General features: G+C 32.0%; 18 protein-coding genes. 13 read left to right on the top strand and 5 right to left on the bottom strand.

Going from position 1 to position 17,512, the window contains the following annotated elements; all coding sequences use genetic code 11:
- Positions 1–73 precede the first annotated feature (73 nt).
- From hemC to VRU49_RS06705, 13 genes are all read left to right on the top strand, one after another.
- Entirely contained in the window at positions 74–1,657 is a 1,584-nt protein-coding gene (gene hemC, locus VRU49_RS06645; RefSeq protein ID WP_330146001.1) for a hydroxymethylbilane synthase, read from the top strand.
- Between the two features lie 2 nt (positions 1,658–1,659).
- Complete coding sequence (gene hemB / locus VRU49_RS06650; RefSeq protein WP_330146002.1) at positions 1,660–2,649, top strand: porphobilinogen synthase; 990 nt, start codon at positions 1,660–1,662, stop codon at positions 2,647–2,649.
- Between the two features lie 33 nt (positions 2,650–2,682).
- Positions 2,683–4,053, top strand: coding sequence for a glutamate-1-semialdehyde 2,1-aminomutase (gene hemL / locus VRU49_RS06655; protein ID WP_330146003.1), 1,371 nt, complete (start codon positions 2,683–2,685; stop codon positions 4,051–4,053).
- 2 nt (positions 4,054–4,055) lie between these two features.
- Positions 4,056–4,919 carry a sensor histidine kinase gene (locus VRU49_RS06660; protein WP_330146004.1) on the top strand — a complete coding sequence of 288 codons (864 nt, stop codon included), beginning with the start codon at positions 4,056–4,058 and terminating at the stop codon, positions 4,917–4,919.
- 4 nt (positions 4,920–4,923) lie between these two features.
- Entirely contained in the window at positions 4,924–5,625 is a 702-nt protein-coding gene (locus tag VRU49_RS06665) for a response regulator transcription factor (RefSeq protein ID WP_330146005.1), read from the top strand.
- Positions 5,625–6,143, top strand: coding sequence for a hypothetical protein (locus VRU49_RS06670; RefSeq protein ID WP_330146006.1), 519 nt, complete (start codon positions 5,625–5,627; stop codon positions 6,141–6,143). The genes VRU49_RS06665 and VRU49_RS06670 overlap by 1 nt, the downstream gene beginning before the upstream one ends.
- Before the next feature lie 31 nt (positions 6,144–6,174).
- Positions 6,175–7,200: a uroporphyrinogen decarboxylase gene (hemE, locus tag VRU49_RS06675; protein ID WP_330146007.1), complete on the top strand. Its 1,026-nt coding sequence runs from the start codon at positions 6,175–6,177 to the stop codon at positions 7,198–7,200.
- A gap of 20 nt (positions 7,201–7,220) precedes the next feature.
- On the top strand, positions 7,221–7,766 hold the full coding sequence (gene hemJ, locus VRU49_RS06680; protein ID WP_330146008.1) for a protoporphyrinogen oxidase HemJ: 546 nt from the start codon (positions 7,221–7,223) through the stop codon (positions 7,764–7,766).
- The gene (locus tag VRU49_RS06685; protein ID WP_330146009.1) at positions 7,763–8,917 is read left to right on the top strand and encodes a hypothetical protein; all 1,155 of its coding nucleotides are present in this window, start codon (positions 7,763–7,765) and stop codon (positions 8,915–8,917) included. The genes hemJ and VRU49_RS06685 overlap by 4 nt, the downstream gene beginning before the upstream one ends.
- Before the next feature lie 71 nt (positions 8,918–8,988).
- Positions 8,989–9,558: an RNA polymerase sigma factor gene (locus VRU49_RS06690; protein ID WP_330146010.1), complete on the top strand. Its 570-nt coding sequence runs from the start codon at positions 8,989–8,991 to the stop codon at positions 9,556–9,558.
- Positions 9,539–10,249 (top strand): hypothetical protein, encoded by a 711-nt coding sequence (locus tag VRU49_RS06695; protein WP_330146011.1) that lies wholly within the window; start codon positions 9,539–9,541, stop codon positions 10,247–10,249. The genes VRU49_RS06690 and VRU49_RS06695 overlap by 20 nt, the downstream gene beginning before the upstream one ends.
- 30 nt (positions 10,250–10,279) lie before the next feature.
- Positions 10,280–11,062 (top strand): outer membrane beta-barrel protein, encoded by a 783-nt coding sequence (locus VRU49_RS06700; protein WP_330146012.1) that lies wholly within the window; start codon positions 10,280–10,282, stop codon positions 11,060–11,062.
- A 116-nt stretch (positions 11,063–11,178) separates the two neighbouring features.
- A complete protein-coding gene (locus VRU49_RS06705; RefSeq protein ID WP_330146013.1) occupies positions 11,179–12,165 on the top strand; it encodes an ABC transporter ATP-binding protein in 987 nt (328 codons plus the stop codon).
- Between the two features lie 161 nt (positions 12,166–12,326).
- Here the strand turns inward: VRU49_RS06705 and VRU49_RS06710 are convergent, their stop codons facing one another.
- From VRU49_RS06710 to mreC, 5 genes are all read right to left on the bottom strand, one after another.
- Positions 12,327–12,755, bottom strand: a complete 429-nt coding sequence (locus tag VRU49_RS06710; RefSeq protein WP_330146014.1) for a hypothetical protein — start codon at positions 12,753–12,755, stop codon at positions 12,327–12,329.
- Positions 12,756–12,926: 171 nt separating this feature from the next.
- The gene (gene rodA, locus VRU49_RS06715) at positions 12,927–14,195 is read right to left on the bottom strand and encodes a rod shape-determining protein RodA (RefSeq protein ID WP_330146015.1); all 1,269 of its coding nucleotides are present in this window, start codon (positions 14,193–14,195) and stop codon (positions 12,927–12,929) included.
- Position 14,196: 1 nt separating this feature from the next.
- Positions 14,197–16,131, bottom strand: coding sequence for a penicillin-binding protein 2 (gene mrdA, locus VRU49_RS06720; protein WP_330146016.1), 1,935 nt, complete (start codon positions 16,129–16,131; stop codon positions 14,197–14,199).
- On the bottom strand, positions 16,131–16,565 hold the full coding sequence (locus VRU49_RS06725) for a rod shape-determining protein MreD (RefSeq protein ID WP_330146017.1): 435 nt from the start codon (positions 16,563–16,565) through the stop codon (positions 16,131–16,133). The genes mrdA and VRU49_RS06725 overlap by 1 nt, the downstream gene beginning before the upstream one ends.
- Before the next feature lie 67 nt (positions 16,566–16,632).
- Complete coding sequence (gene mreC, locus VRU49_RS06730; RefSeq protein ID WP_330146018.1) at positions 16,633–17,472, bottom strand: rod shape-determining protein MreC; 840 nt, start codon at positions 17,470–17,472, stop codon at positions 16,633–16,635.
- Between the last annotated feature and the right edge of the window lie 40 nt (positions 17,473–17,512).

Raw genomic sequence — 17,512 nt, forward strand, 5'->3', positions numbered from 1 at the left:
TACTTTCTTATAATTATATTTGTTTTAGAATTTTAAAAAATTCTAAACATCAATTTTAGATATCAACAAGAGAATGAAGACACCTTTAATTATAGGTACTAGGGGCAGTGATTTAGCACTTTGGCAAGCCAATCATATAAAATCTAAATTAGCAGAAATTGGCGTCGAAGCTGAGCTAAAAATCATTAAAACCCAAGGTGATAAAATATTAAATTTAAGACTCGATAAATTAGAGGGTAAAGGTTTCTTCACTAAAGAATTAGAAGAAGAACTACTTAATGGGTCAATAGATTTAGCGGTACATTCGCACAAAGATTTACCAACAGAAAATCCACCCGGATTAATAATTGCAGCAGTTCCAGAAAGAGAAGAAGCATCAGAATTATTGTTGATATTAAAGGATTGTGTAGATATTACTCAACCCCTTTCTCTTAAAACTGGCGCACAGGTTGGTACCTCATCAAACCGAAGAAAAGCTCAATTATTAGCGATTAGACCTGACTTAAATATCGAAGATCTAAGAGGTAATGTGCCGACAAGAATTTCTAAACTTAGAGACGAAAATTACGATGCTATTATGCTTGCACATGCAGGTGTAAAGCGTTTAAATATCGATTTAAGTGAGTTTCATGTAGAGGTATTGAGCGTTTCAGAAATCGTTCCAGCTCCAGCTCAAGGGGCGTTAGGTATTCAGATAAGAGAGCAGGATACAGAATTGTTCGATCTTCTTCAAAAAATAAATAATAAAGCAACTGCAGAAGAAATTGCTGTAGAACGCAAAGTGCTTAATTTGTTCGAAGGCGGTTGTCATATGCCTCTTGGTTGTTATTGCAAGAAAGATGGCGATGAATACGAAATATGGACATCAAAAGCGGATGACGACGAAGAGTTTCCAGATCGATTTTATTATCGCACTTCAAAGTTAGAAGGGGCTGCTGAGTATATTCATTCAAAATTCAATGCTTCGAGAAAGAGACCATCAACCGTTTTTATTTCTAGAGAAATTGGTGAAAATAGTTATTTCAGAAAAGCATTAGAAAAACATAATATTGAAATTGAGGGTCGTTCCTTAATTAAAACTACTCCTATTGTTACCAAATTAGATCCATTTACCTTAAGAAATGTAGATTGGGTGTTTTTTGCAAGTAGAAATGGGGTAGATTATTTTTTCAATCTTCATCCAGAGCTTTCTAAGAAAACTAAATTTGGTGTGGTTGGTAGAGGATCTGAAAGTGCATTAAGGGCCCATGGAAAGATGGCTGATTTTGTTGGTGAAGGTGTAGATATGAAGGAAGTGGGAGATGAATTTGCAAGTATTTTGACTGACGAAACGGTGTTGTTTGCAAGAGCACAAGATTCATTAAAGAGTATCCAAAATAGAGTGCCTTCTACGGTTACTATTGTCGACTTACCAATTTATGAAACAGTATTAGAGGAAGAGGTTGACCCAACGTTTGCCGAAGTTTTAATTTTTACTAGTCCATCTAATGTAGAAGCTTATTTTGCTGAAAATTTATTAGACCCTGGTCAACAAGTAATAGCAATTGGAACATCAACAGGAAAAAAATTAGAAGAGATGGGAACACCATATATTTTACCTTTTTCGCCAGATGAAATGGGATTAGCGGAAACAGTTTTTGGGATAGATATTAATTAGAAATGGAAAACTTTAGCATGTTAAATAGGCCAAGAAGGAATCGTAAATCAGCTGTGATAAGAAACATGGTTCAGGAGAATTATGTTCAAGCATCTAATTTGATTTTTCCATTGTTTATTGTAGATGGTGAAAAAAAGAAAGAAACCATTGCTTCTATGCCAGGGATTTATCGATATTCAATTGATAATTTATTAAAAGAAGTAGAATCTTGTTTAAATATAGGGCTTAAAGCATTTGATTTATTCCCAAATATTGAGGAGCATCTAAAAGATAAAACAGCTTCTCAAGCTTATATTAACGGCGGACTTTACTTACGTGCAATTGAAGCAGTAAAGAAAAATTTTCCAGAGGCTTGCATTGTTACAGATGTGGCAATGGATCCATATAGTAGTGATGGTCATGATGGTTTAGTATCTGAAGATGGTGAGATTTTAAATGATGAGACTTTAGAAATTTTAGGAAAAATGGCTTTAGCTCAGGCACATGCAGGAGCTGATATTATTGCTCCATCAGATATGATGGATGGTAGAGTTGGATACATTAGAAATGTATTAGATCAACATGGATTTTCAAATGTATCTATCATGTCTTATACAGCAAAATATGCAAGTGCATTTTATGGGCCTTTTAGAGAAGCGCTTCAATCTGCTCCAAAAGCAGGTGATAAAAAGACTTATCAAATGAATCCTGCGAATAGTAAGGAAGCATTAATAGAGGCTATGTTAGATACACAAGAAGGAGCTGATTTTTTAATGGTTAAGCCCGCTCTTGCTTATTTGGATATCATAAAACAATTAAACGAGCAATTCGATTTACCTATTGCGGCTTACAATGTAAGTGGTGAATATGCAATGGTAAAAGCATCTGTTCAAAATGGGTGGTTAGATGAAGGAAGAACAGTTGGTGAGATTTTAATGGGGATGCGTAGAGCAGGAGCAACTGCTATTTTAACCTATCATGCTAAAGAAGCTATACAAAATAAATGGATTTAATAGGTTTAAACCTATTTTTATAATAAAGAAAACATGCTAGATTCTATAAAGAAAATATTTTCAAATAACGAAGAAGAACTGCCAGTTAATTCGAGCTCAAAACCTGATATTTCTAGAGCTAAATCTGCTGAGCTATATGAGAAGGCAAAAACTTATTTTCCAGGTGGAGTAAATTCACCGGTTCGTGCATTTAAATCTGTTTATGGAACTCCATTATTTATTTCTAAAGGTGATGGTTGTACAATTTGGGATGCAGATGATAATCAATTCATTGATTTTTGTGGAAGTTGGGGTCCTTTAATTTTGGGTCATAACCATCCTAAAGTTAGGGAAAAGGTGGTTTCTGTAATGCAAAACGGAATGAGTTTTGGTGCTCCAACCGCTTTAGAAAATGAATTAGCAGAGTTAATTATTAAAAATAATAGCTTTGTAGAAAAAATTAGATTCACCAGTTCAGGAACAGAAGCAGTTATGTCTGCTATTAGATTGGCCCGAGGTTTTACTGGTAGAAATAAGATTATAAAATTTGAAGGTTGTTATCACGGACACACTGATTCTTTATTAGTTAAGGCTGGATCTGGATTAGTAACTTTCGGTGAAACTTCTTCAGCAGGAATTCCACCAGCATTTGCAAATGAAACATTGGTTTTACCTTTAAATGATTTAAATGCACTGAAAGAAGCATTTGCCTCATTTAAAGAAGATATTGCAGCAGTAATTATTGAAGGTATACCAGCTAACAACGGGTTATTGATTCAAGATAAAGAATACATACATGCCTTACGTGAAATTTGTACAGAAAACAAAGCTTTATTAATTTTTGACGAAGTTATAACTGGATTTAGGCTAGGATTTGAAGGTGCTGCAGCTTATTACGATGTGGTTCCAGATTTAGTAACTTACGGAAAGATTATAGGTGGAGGATTACCTGTAGGTATGTTTGGTGGTAAAGCAGAAATTATGGGAATGATTTCTCCAGATGGTGGCGTCTATCAAGGTGGTACCTTGTCTGGAAATCCTGTAGCTATGGCGGCCGGAATTGCTCAATTAACTGAACTTTCAAAATCAGGTTTTTATAAAGACTTAAATAAAAAAGCTGAAGAATTTTGTGAGAGTTTGCAAAGATTTGCTTCTGCAAGAAATTATCAATTTAAAGTTTTTAATGTTGGTTCAATTTTTTGGTTTGCTTTTTCAGATAACCCTGCCATAAAAACTGCAGCAGAAATTGATCCGGCAAGTATGGAAAAATATAAGGTTTTACATAGAGAGTTATTAAATAGAGGAATTTATTTTGGTCCTTCTGGTTATGAAGTAGGCTTCGTTTCTAGTGCACATACCAAAATAGATTTAGAAAAAGCTAAACGTGCTATTTTTGATTCATTAGACATAGTTTTTAGGAAATAGAATTGAAAAAATCTATCATCATATTTTATGCATTAATTTTTTATGCATTAACCCAGATGTTTTCGTGGGGATCTCTTGTAATGAGGTTACAACCCCAGCGAGTTGCTATGGTGGTAGGGGAAGGTTCTGTGTTTTTATTCCTATTAATTATAGGTGCTTATTTTATTAGAAAATCTATAATTAAAGAAGGGAAACTTAAGGAACAGCAACAAAATTTCTTGTTATCTGTTACCCACGAATTAAAATCGCCTTTAGCAGCTATAAAAATATCATTACAGACTTTAGTAAAAAGAGATTTAAACAGGGAAATGCAAACTTCTTTGTTGAATAATTCTTTGAAAGATATAGAACGATTAGATACGTTAGTAGAGAATATGCTATTAGCGACTAAAATTGATAATAGATCTTATACATTTCCTAAAGCTGAGGTAGATTTTTCGGAATTGGTGAGTAGAATATCGGATAGGTTACAACTACATTCTTGTAATACCCAGCAGATTATAAAAGCAGATATTGAACCCAATATTAAAATATATGGTGATGCATTTACTTTAGCGTCTGTAGTTACCAATTTAATTGAAAATGCGGTTAAATATTCCGAACCTTGTGCAGAAGTAAATGTTTCATTGCGCCAAATTGACAGCAAGGTAGTGTTTGTGGTGGCAGATCATGGAACAGGCATTTCTGATGAGGAAAAGATGTTTATTTTTGATAAATTCTATAGAGTGGGGGCAGAAAATACTCGGAGAACAAAAGGAACAGGCCTTGGCTTGTTTATTGTTAAAGAGGTATTACAACAACACGACGCTGAGATAGTTGTGAAAGATAATGTACCACAGGGTACTATTTTTGAAGTAACATTTTAATAATATGTCACAAAAATTAAGAATACTTTTAGTTGAGGATGAGGATCATTTACTCGACGCTATCAAATTAAACCTTGAATTAGAAGGATATAAAGTTCATGCTGTAAAGGATGGTAAAACTGCTTTAAAAGTTTTTAAAGAAGAACGCTTTAATCTAATAATTTTAGACGTTATGCTTCCTGAAATGGATGGTTTCCAAGTATGTGAAACCATTAGATTGGAAAACACTGAAGTCCCAATTTTATTTTTAACTGCAAAAAATACCAGCGAAGATAGAGTAATGGGCTTGAAAAAGGGTGCTGATGATTATTTAGTTAAACCTTTTAATTTAGAAGAACTTATTCTTCGTGTGGGAATTTTAGTTAAAAGAAGTTTAAAATCTGATGATTTAAAAGAACTTAATTCTTATAAAATTGGAGATAAAACAATTTATTTTAATTCATTCGAACTAAAATTAGATGACGGTACTGTAGTTCCTTTAACTAAAAAGGAAACTATGTTATTGAAATTATTAATTGAACGTAAAAATGAAGCCGTTTCTAGAGAGCAAATCTTAGAAACAGTTTGGAATTATGATGTTTATCCATCAACTCGTACAATCGACAATTTTATTTTAACTTTCAGAAAATACTTTGAGCCTGACCAAAAGAATCCGGTTTATTTTCATTCAATAAGAGGAGTTGGATATAAATTTACGGATAGTTAATGTACTCAGCATTTGTTAGATATATCCTTTTAGGATTTGCCATTGTGGCAGCCATTACATTCGGTTTTTATAGAGAATTAGAATTAGTAGCTGCCTCAATTTTTTTATTTTTCTTTATTCTTTGGAGTCATTACCGACACAGTTCTGTATTGTTAGCTTCAAAATATTTTAAAAATAAAGATTACGAGAACACGCAAAAATATTTAAATGAAGTACCTAATCCAGATAAATTAGCTAAAAATAGGAGAGGGTATTATGAGTTTATGCTAGCAAATATCGCTTTACAAGAAGAAGATTTTGCGGCGGCTGAATATCATTTTCAAATATCCAGCAAATTCCCTTTAGGTGGGAAAAATGATAAGGCATACGTTATGATTCATTTAGCAAACTTAGCCCTAAGAAATAAGGATATTGAAAGGGTTAATGTTTATTTGAAACATGCAAAAGAGTTGGCTACTACATCAAAAGCCAATGAATTAATACAAAGAATAGAAAAACAAGTATCCAAATTAAGTTAGTAATCTAATTACTAAGAAATAAAAGAATATCATGAAGAATAATTTATTTTTAGACGCAGCATTTTCAAAATCTACTGAACGTCCACCTGTATGGATGATGCGTCAGGCAGGTCGTTTTATGCCAGAATACTGGGAAATCAAAAACAAGTATTCATTTCTTGAGATGTGTAAAACTCCTGAAATTGCAGCTGATGTTACCATGCTACCTGTAGATTTATTAGGTATTGATGCAGCTATATTATTTTCTGATATTTTAGTAACTGGTGAAGCAATGGGTGGAGATTTAAGCTTCACACAAGGGGTTGGACCAAAATTCTCAAATCCAGTACAATCTATGGCAGATGTTGATAAATTAGATATTGATGTTTTGCCAAAATTACAATATGTTGCAGATGCAATTAAAGTTGTTCAACAAAGATTAAATGGTTCTATTCCTTTAATTGGTTTTGCTGGAGCTCCATTTACTGTAATGAGTTATTTAGTAGAAGGTGGTTCATCTAAAGATTTCAAGAAAACTAAATTACTTATTCATAATCATCCTGATATTGCTCATAAATTATTAGGGAAAATTGCTGCGGTAACTACAGATTATTTAAATATGCAAATTGAGGCAGGTGTAAATGCCTTACAAATATTTGATAGTTGGGCGTTATCTTTAGCTTGGAACGATTATAATGAATTTTCACATCGTTATATACAACAAATTATATCGAATTTAAATAGAAAAGATATTCCTATTATTTCATTCTGTAAAGGAAGTTCAGTTTTTGCACCTATGATGGCAGAAGCTAAACCTGATGTTATTTCTATAGATTGGAATGCAGATCTTTTAAATATTAAAAAGATTTTACCTTCGGGAATTGCTGTTCAAGGAAATCTAGATCCACATGTTTTATATGCCGATAAAGCGGTGATTAAAAAGACCATTATTCAGTTGTTCGAAAGAATGAGAGATGAAAAAGGGTTTATTTTTAATTTAGGGCATGGTATTATGCCAGACATTCCTTTTGATAATGTAAAATACGCCGTTGAAGTTGTAAAAGAGTTTAGATATTAAAATAATTTAATCTTCTAGGTATGGAATATTATTATCATGTTCTAGCATTACACATCATATTTGTGGTGAGCTGGTTTGCTGGTTTATTTTATGCTGTAAGATTATTTATTTACCATACCGAAGCAAATGACAGACCCGAGCTTGAAAAGCAAATTCTGCAAAAGGAATTTGTGAAAATTGAAGCTCGACTTTGGAATATTATTACCACTCCTGCAATGATATTAACTGTTGTTGCAGGAATTACTATGTTAACTTTAAATCCGGGATTATTAGAAGTAACCTGGATGCAAGTTAAATTAACCTTCGTTTTATTGTTATTGGTATATCATTTTATATGTCAAAATATAATGAAACAATTACGTAATCATAAATTTAAATTTTCTTCCGATCAACTTAGATTATGGAATGAAGTAGCTACTTTGTTCTTAGTAGCTATAGTGTTTATGGCGATTTTAAAAAGTGGTGTAAACTGGATATATGGCGTATTAGGTTTCTTTCTTTTCGCCATATTAATTATGATGGCAGTAAAAATTTATAAAAGATATAGAATTAAAAAAGGTATATGATGAAAACTAAATCTTTTATTATTATTATTATTTTATCTGTCTTTTTTTATAACCTAAATACGGTTAATGCTCAATTTAATAACTCAGTTTTCATTAGTAACTCATCAGATTCTTTAAAGGCGAATCACCTTTATCTAGATATAAATAATTTCAATTTTGTGCGTAATTATGAATATTTTAACGCATTCCAAGATGGATACACTTTATTTGGATCTATTTTAGAACCTCAATTAAAATATATAGCCAACGATAATTTACAGATTAGTGTAGGTGCTTTTTTAAGAAAAGACTTTGGTGATAGAGGTTTAAATGATGCAAAGCCTTTATTCAATGTGAAATATCACAAAAACAACTTAAAATTAATATTTGGATCATTAGAAGGAAATGTTCAGCATCAATATATTGAACCTTTGTATGATTTAGAACGAAGAATCACCAATCCAATAGAATACGGAACTCAACTTAAAATTGATAAACCTAATTATAATTTAAATGCTTGGATCTCTTGGGAGAAGATGATTTATAAAAATTCAACAGAACAAGAACAAATTTCTGGCGGATTAACTAGTGATTTTAATATTGTTAAAAAAGATCAGTTTAAATTTAGCTTACCTTTGCAGTTTATGGTTAAACACAAGGGTGGACAAATAGATATTAAACCATCACAGCCATTGGTTACCATGGTTAATGCAGCTATTGGCTTAAAATTGGAATTGCCTATTTCTAATAATAAAACTTTTAGTAGAGTTTTTACCGAAAATTATTGGGTAGGTTATAAAGATATGTCGCCCCAACCTGTTCAAATTTTTGAAAAAGGAAAGGGTTATTGGCTTAATTTAGGTTTAGATTCTAAATATGGGACAATTATTACTTCCTACTGGAATGGAAATAGTTTTATTTCATTAAAAGGTACCCCAATTTATCAATCTATTTCGTCTGATATAGATTTTCCAAATTATGCTGAGCCAAAAAGATCTTTACTGTTGATAAGATATGCCTATCAACAAGCTTTATTACCAAATCTGTTTTTAGATGTGAGAATTGAACCTATATTTGATCTTCATAGTCCTAATGCTAAAAAAATGGATTTTTCTAACTCCTTTTTTCTCACCTACAGAGAAACCATAAAACTCACAAAGGACAAAAAATAAATTTTCTTAATAAAAGTTGTACATCATGCAACCTTTTATAGCCTACCTCAGTCTTAATAATAACACAGAAAATGAGAGTGAGTAAACCAATAACCATTGAAGAATTAATTGCTGGATGTAAAGCAGGAAATCGTGCAATGCAAGAACTGCTTTATAAACAAACTGCTTCAAAAATGATGGCAATTTGCATGCGATATGCAAAAAATAGAATGGAAGCAGAAGATATTCTTCAAACTGGATATGTAAAGGTGTTTAGGAATTTGGATGCTTATAGAAATGAAGGCTCGGGAGAAGGATGGATAAGGAGAATAATGGTTAATACAGCAATTGAAAGCTATAGAAAGAATACGCGTACTTTAAATGTTGTTCAAATAGAAGAAGTTCATGATCTACCAGCTACAGGATTTGATTTGAATAATTTAGGAATGGAAGATTTGTTAAAGCTAATTCAAAAACTTGCTGAAGGATATAGAATTGTTTTTAATATGTATGTGATAGAAGGTTTTTCACATAAAGAAATCGCAGAAAGTTTGGGTATTTCTGAAGCAACAAGTAAATCTCAATTGAGTAGAGCCAGAAGTATATTAAAAGAAGAAATTTTAAAAATGGAGGGAATGCGCTATGCAACCTATACAGGATAAAGAATTAGATCAAATTTTTAAAAATGTTTTTAAAAATGCTGAAATAGAGCCTAGTAAGGATCTATGGGATAAAATTAATCCCGAAAATAAAAAGGGGAAAAACGTTAAGAAATTATCTTTATTGTGGATGGCAGCTGCATCAATTGTGGCATTAATTACCATCAACTTATTGTTTAAAGAAGATAAAATTCAACTTTCTTCAGGTAATGATCAGCAAAATATAACTGAAATTAAACCCAACATTCCCGAATTGGAAGAACCAACAAAGAATGACGTGATTGATTTGCCCGTATTATCTTCAGAGGTTGTAAGATCTGATGTAAAAACACAAATTAAAACGGAAGTTATACCTGCGGCTAAAACACAAGAAATTGTGGAGGTTTTACCAAAGCAAAAGATTGAATCAGAAATTGTCCTTGCACAACAAAACACGATTGAATTACCAGTAAACTCTACTAATGAGGTTGTTTTTGCTCAAGCTAATACTGAAGTTATTGCATTAAATGATAAACCGGAGGAAGATGGACCAGCTAATAATGCGATTAGAAATGTGGGTGATTTAGTAAACTTCGTAGTAGGTAAAATTGATAAAAGAGAACAAAAAGCTATTAAGTTTAAAACAGAGGACGACGAATCGTCTATCATAGGGATCAATATAGGATTCTTAAAATTTAATTCAAAAAAGAAATAATATTAACGCACAATATAATAATCAAATATCATGAAGACATTAATTGCAACTGTTTTACTTGCAAGTGGGCTTGTAAGTGCATCTATTGAAGCTAAAGCCAATGAATTGGATAGTTTAAAAAGGGAAAGAAGAAGTCTTACAATAAAATTTCACAGCAACAGAGATACCATTGAAAACAACAATAGTTCAAGTAAGTTTATAAGTGGATTTACTTTTACAAGATTTGATTTAGGTTTCTCTAAATTAATTGATAATGGTGATTTTTCTTTATCTCCAGCAAACGATTTTTTAAGTTATAAACCCTCTAAAACAAGCACAGTATCATTTGATGTTTTTCAATTGGGTTATAGAGTAAATTCTAATTTTAAATTTTACTTAGCTGGTGGTTTTGATTGGACTTTAATTCGTTTAAAAAAACCAATCACCATTCAGAAAAACAAACCAGATTTAACTTATATAAATGAGCCAATTTTATTTTCAAAAAATAGATTTTCAAGCAGCTATTTACACATTCCATTGAATTTTGAATTAAGAACCAATGAAGACGATAGAGGAAATAGATTTTATGCAGTATTTGGACCTGAAATAGCTTTTCTTTTAAGTGGAAAAGTTAAACAGATAAGTGATGAGCGTGGGAAAGAAAAATTTAAAGACGATTATAACTTCCAACCATTTAGATATGGAGCTACAGTTAGATTAGGTTATGGAAGTACAGGAATATTTGCTAAGTATTACTTCAATGATATGTTCGAAAGTACTGCTCAAAAAGGGTTGAAAAATATGAGCTTTGGTATAACTTTTGGCTTAAATTAATTCATTTACAATCATTATTTTAAAATCCTGTTGAAGAATCTCAACAGGATTTTTTTTTAAAGAAATGGCAGATTATAAAATTCCTGAATTGCAACCCTTAAGCTTTATATTTGTATGTGGAAAAACCAATAATACGAATAGACAAGGCTAGTAAATTTTATACAGGGGAGCTAGGTGGGATAAAGGATGTTTCTTTTCAGATAGATAGAGGAGAAATTACAGCGGTAATTGGTAGTAGTGGCTCGGGAAAATCTACCTTATTAAAATGTATTTATGGTACTTTAGCATTAGATTCAGGTATTATTTACTATGATGATTTGCGAGTATTAGGTCCTGATGAGCGACTTATACCTGGGCATCCAAATATGAAAATGGTATCGCAGGATTTTAATTTAAATATTTACGCTACTGTTTACGATAATATTGGTGCCATGGTTTCTAACCGCGACCTAAAATATAAAGGGTCTGCAGTTACTTCTGTTTTAGAACAACTTCATATCAGCCATTTAAAATCGAAACGTATAATAGAATTGAGTGGTGGGGAACAACAACGCGTTGCGATCGCAAGAGCCCTCGTTACTAATGTAGATGTTTTATTGCTTGACGAACCTTTTAGCCAAATAGATACTCTTTTAAAGATCCAACTTAGGAGGGATTTAAAAGCGATTGTTAAGCAGCGCAATATTAATGTTATTTTAGTTTCTCATGATCCATTAGATGGGTTAAGTATGTCAAACCAATTGGTGATTTTGGATAAAGGGAAAGTAATTCAGACAGGCAGTCCAGAAGAAGTTTACAATAATCCTAGAAATATTCAAGTTGCGAAACTTTTGGGTCAGGCTAATATAATTGAACCGGAATTTGCCAAATTTTTGAATTTGGTGTCGGAAAATCAGCTAATAATTTATCCAGAGTGGATTCAAGTTTCAGATAGCCCTAACGCTTTTGAGTGTAGGGTTGTTGAGATCAATTTCCAAGGGCGTGCCGAAGAAGTTCTAATAGAACGAAATGGACTCATGCTCACCATGATGCATGTTGATTTTGGAAAAATTCAAATAGGAGATATAATTCGTATCGATATAAAAAAGTATATAGCATTATAAGTAAACGAGTATTTGCTTGTCCTCATTTACTGATGGGGGTTATTTTAATAATCATATTTGATGTATATTAATCCCATAATAAAGGTTCAGGCTTTTAAGTATTGCTTACCTGTTAAGTAATAAATCCCCTCAATTTCTTGTTGAGAGGATTTTAAATACTTTTAGTTAACGTAATCTGACGGTACAAGAACTACTTTTACTCTTACCGCTCCGCTGGGTCTAATAGGCGCCCTATCTTGAAAATCTGAACTTTGGATATCAATGGTAAGTCCGCCATTATAAACCTCATAACTATAAGAATCTACATTATATACAAAAGGCAATTGAATATAACTAGTTGCGCTATTTTGAGTAGGTGTATAGGATAAGTAAACTAAAGTTGCCTCATTCTGAATATGATAAGGATCAATACCACTTATGCTTAAATCTGCTGAATAAGTTAGCCCATCATTACTTAGTTTCCATTGGGTAGGCTGAATATCCCGAATGTAGGTTTTACTTCCTGCAGTTTCGTTTACAATAGTTTGTTTTTCGCATGAAGCTAGACCTAGTGTAGCAATGCAAATTAATAGTAGGGTTAATTTTTTCATGGTTGTTAAGTTTTGTGTGTATATCATCTAATACAAAATATTTGCCATTTTTCTTTGGAGATTAATTTTAAAGAAATTTTAATCTAAATGGATAAAGATTTTTATTCCAATCGTATTTCAACTGAATTAAATGTTTGGTATTCTAGTCGGACTTAAATAAATATGTACTATTTACATGAATCCCATTCTATTGGAATCTAATTTTAGAAAAATAAATAAAAGCACAGTAAAACTCCATAAAGAAGATCCACCATAACTAATAAATGGAAGTGGAATACCAATAACTGGGACAATACCAATAGTCATCCCTATATTAATAAACAAGTGGAAAAACAGAATACTGGCCACACAATAGCCATAAACCCTACTAAATGTAGATCGCTGTCTTTCTGCCAGATTTATAATTCTTAATAAGAGGATAGTAAACAAACCAATAACTACTAAACTTCCTACAAAGCCCCACTCTTCACCGATTGTAGAAAAAATAAAGTCAGTACTTTGAGCGGGAACATATTCGAATTTAGTTTGTGTACCTTCTAAAAAACCTCTTCCAGTAGCTTGTCCGGCACCAATTGCTATTTTAGATTGAATAACATTATAGCCAACACCTTTTGGATCACTTTTTAAGCCTAATATAACTTCAATTCTTGATCGTTGATGAGGTTTTAAAATATTATTGTACGCTGCTTTAACAAAAAACAAATAACCTATAGCAACTAAGCAGATTAAAACAACCGTAATAATATAATTTCTTCTTTTCTTATTTAAATAAATTATTAACCCTCCTGCAGCTAAAATTAAAGGGATTAAAATTTTAAATGAAACTAAAAAGGCGGCGATAAATAATACGATTAAGCCTAATAAAACCAGTAAAAAGTAACCAGACAACCCTTCTCTATAAAGTGGAAAAAGGAATGAAAGAAACACCAATGCAGACCCAGCATCGGGTTGTAGTAAAATTAATAGTAAAGGCGCTCCAACAATTAATCCTGCAATAAAAATTGATTTAATATCATTTAATTTAGGATTAAAATTTCCGATATATCGGGCTAATAATAATGCGGTACCAAATTTTGCGAATTCTGCAGGTTGTAATTTAAATGAACCAATAGCAATCCAAGCTTTATTTCCGCCTACTTCATTTCCAATTAATAATACTAGTAAAAGTAAAACTAATGTTGTTCCATAAACTATAGGGGCAAAGACGCTAAAGAATTTGGCATCAAATAATAAAATAGATAAACCTAATACCAGTCCTAAAAGAATAAATATTAATTGCTTTCCATAAGTAGATGAAAATCTAAAAAACTCATCAGCTTTTTCTGGGCCATAAACTGCTGAATAAATATTTACCCAACCTATAGCACATAGTGCTACATAAATTAGAATAGTTATCCAATCTACATTAAAAAAAAACCTATTGCTTTGATGTTGATTCATGTTATCGAGCAGTTAAATTTGGTTTTTTATTTTTAGTTTGAGCTGTAGCTGGAGCTATAGCTTGTTTATTAGTTGGAGTATCTACAGTTTTTGGTTTAGCTGGAATTTTAACAAAAACATCTGGCATTAAATTTTTTGCCTTCATATTCTCTAGCTGTGGAATTTTATAAGCAGAAATACTATCCCTTAAATATAATTCGGTCATAAAACTAGCCATTGGAGCTGCATAAGTACCTCCGTAGCCTCCATTTTCGACGACAACAGCAACGGCAATTTTTGGATTATCTCTTGGTGCAAAACCAATAAAAACGGAGTGGTTTTTACCTCTTGAGTTTTGCACAGTTCCGGTTTTACCTACCATTGGAATTCCTGGAATTCTTGATTGAATAGCTGTACCCCATGGTTTATTTACAGCATCGTCCATTCCCGCAATTACAGATTCGAAATGTTGTTTATCTATTCCAACGTAATGTTTATCTGTGTATTTTTTTCTGATTAATTTTTTATCACCTACAGCTTTAACTAGGTGAGGTTTTATGTAATAACCTCTATTAGCAATAATTGCCATAATATTTGCCATTTGTAAGGGAGTTGTACTTACTTCACCTTGTCCAATCGCTAAAGAAATTACAGTTGTATAACCCCATCTGCTTTTGTGCATTTTGTCGTAATCTTCTTTTTTCAAAAGTTTCCCTGTTCTTTCAAATGGAATATCTATACCCAATGTATCTCCAACACCAAATTTTCTAACTTGTTCTTGCCATTTTTCGTAGGCTTGACGTTGGTTTTTAAAACCATCCTTGGTTAGCATTTTTTCAAAAATATAGCAGAAATATGTATTACATGATCTTGCCAATGCCATACTTAATGCAATATTGCCATCGTAATGCTCACATTTAACTATATGATTACCTGCCTTATAATAATGTGGGCAGTAAAATGTTGTACTCGGATTTATTACCCCATTTTGAAGAGCTATAAGTGCATCTAAGGGTTTAAATGCTGATCCTGGAGAATATTTACCTTGAATAGGACGGATGTTATGTGGACTATGAGTTCCCATTAATTCCATGTAATAATTACCCCAGTTTTTTCCAACCAATTTATTTGGGTTATAACCAGGACTACTCACAAAAGCTAAAACCTCTCCAGTTGATGGTTCAATAGCAACAATACTCCCAACTTTATTCTGCATTAATTGCTCTCCAAGCTTTTGTAAGCGAATATCTACAGAAGAAATTAACCTTTCCCCATTTACGGCTGCGGTGTCAAATTCTCCATTTTGATAACTGCCTTGAGGCATGTTTTTAGCATCATAAAGCATGTTTTTAACACCTCTTTGACCTCTTAAAATAGTCTCGTAACTTCTTTCAATTCCAGTACGGCCAATTTCATCGCCAGGCCTGTAAAAACCATCTGATTTTCTAATATCAGTTGTGTCAACTTCTCTTACATACCCGAGCATATGAGCGCCAACGCTGTCTGGGTAAACCCTAATAGATCTTGGTTGAACCATAAATCCTGGATAAAGAAACAATCTTTCCATTAGAGCTGCATAGGTATTTACAGATAATTGTTTTAAAAATGGTGTTGGTCTGTAATTAGATTTCATTTTTGCTCTATGCATTTGTTTAATGAAATCTTCTTTTGAAATATCTAGAATTGAGCAAAGTGCCAAGGTATCTATATTCTTAACATCGTTTGGGATAACCATTAGGTCGTAAACGGGTTCGTTTTGAACAAGGACTTTATTATTGCGGTCTAAAATTACCCCTCTAGCGGGGTACATATAAATTTTTCTTAAAACGTTTGAGTTCGCAGAAACAAAGTATTTATCGCTATAAATTTGGATGTAAAAAAGTTGACCTAATAATATTAATGAGGTTAAAAGGATTAAACCTTGAATTATATATTTTCTGTTAAATAAATTATTCATTAGGTGCTTTTATTGTAAAAGATGGACTCTGTTAGGACAATTAACCCTAAAGTGAATAAACTGCTAAATAAACAACGCATTAATGTGTAGCCTATTTCAGCAAATTTAAAAGCTTCCAAAATAAATACAATTAGATGATGAGATAGAATGCAGGTAATAGTAAATAAAATGAACCACTTAAATCCCATATTTCCTAAAGTGGGTTCAGGTGAATCAAAACTGTCTCGAGTAACCGTAATTGAAATAAATAATATTCTTATAAAAGCCAGCATTACACAGGCCGAAGTATGAACGCCAAGGGTATCATAAAATGCATCTAATGTTAAACCAGTTAAAAATGCCAATAAATACAATAGAAAATTTGGCGTACTAAATGGCAATAACATGATGAATAAAATGTAAATAAATGGCGTCGACAGATTATAGAACGCCATATTTCTTAATAGGAACACTTGAATAAATATCAAGATAAACCAGCGAAGGACATTTACAATGATAAGCTTACTGTTCATTTGGTTTTCTATTTTCTAATTCAAATTGCTCCTTAGCCAAACTGTTTTTAATAACATACACATATTGTAACGTACTAAAATCATTAAATAAAGCAATTTCTAAACTCATGAAATTATCGCCTGTTGGCACTGATGCATTGGTTACTTTACCTACAGGAATTCCTTTTGGAAATGATCCTGCGCCAGAAGTTACAATTGTATCACCCTTAAATATTTTAAACTGATTTGGAATTTCTTTTACATAGGCATGTCTAAAGTCGAAATTTCCATCGCCCCAAACTAAAGCACCCAATACATTGTTTTTTTTCATCTCAACACTAATTCGGGTTTCTTTATGAAGAAGTGATTGGATTCTGGCAAGATTTGGAGAAACATCATCAATAAACCCAACTACACCCATATTGGCCGACATAACTGCCATACCTTTTTCAATGCCCTGCAATGACCCTTTATTAATTGTGATATAATTATTTCGCAAGGTAATAGAGTTTTTTATTACTCTAGCAGCGATAAATGAATACTGTTTATTGTTTAAAGTGTCTTTAAAAGTGATGTTTTTTAGTGTATCAGGGTTAATGAAACCAGCTAATTCTGTTTTAAGTTTAGCATTTTCTAAAGCTAAACTATCATTAACAGATCCAAGCGATAAATACCTTTTAAAAACATTTAATCTTTCATAGGCAGTGCCAACTACTTGATTTGTAGAATTTAAAGTAATGCTTTTTTGATAATCATTATTGGTAAGGGTTAAATAAATACCTATTGAGAAAAAAATTAAAAAGAAGAAAAATGCGTTATATCTGCTTAAAAATATCCAAAGGTTACGCATTACTTTACTTTACATTTTTATGGTTAGGGTTATTTATTTA

The sequence above is a fragment of the Pedobacter flavus genome (assembly GCF_036324285.1).
Taxonomy (GTDB): domain Bacteria; phylum Bacteroidota; class Bacteroidia; order Sphingobacteriales; family Sphingobacteriaceae; genus Pedobacter; species Pedobacter flavus.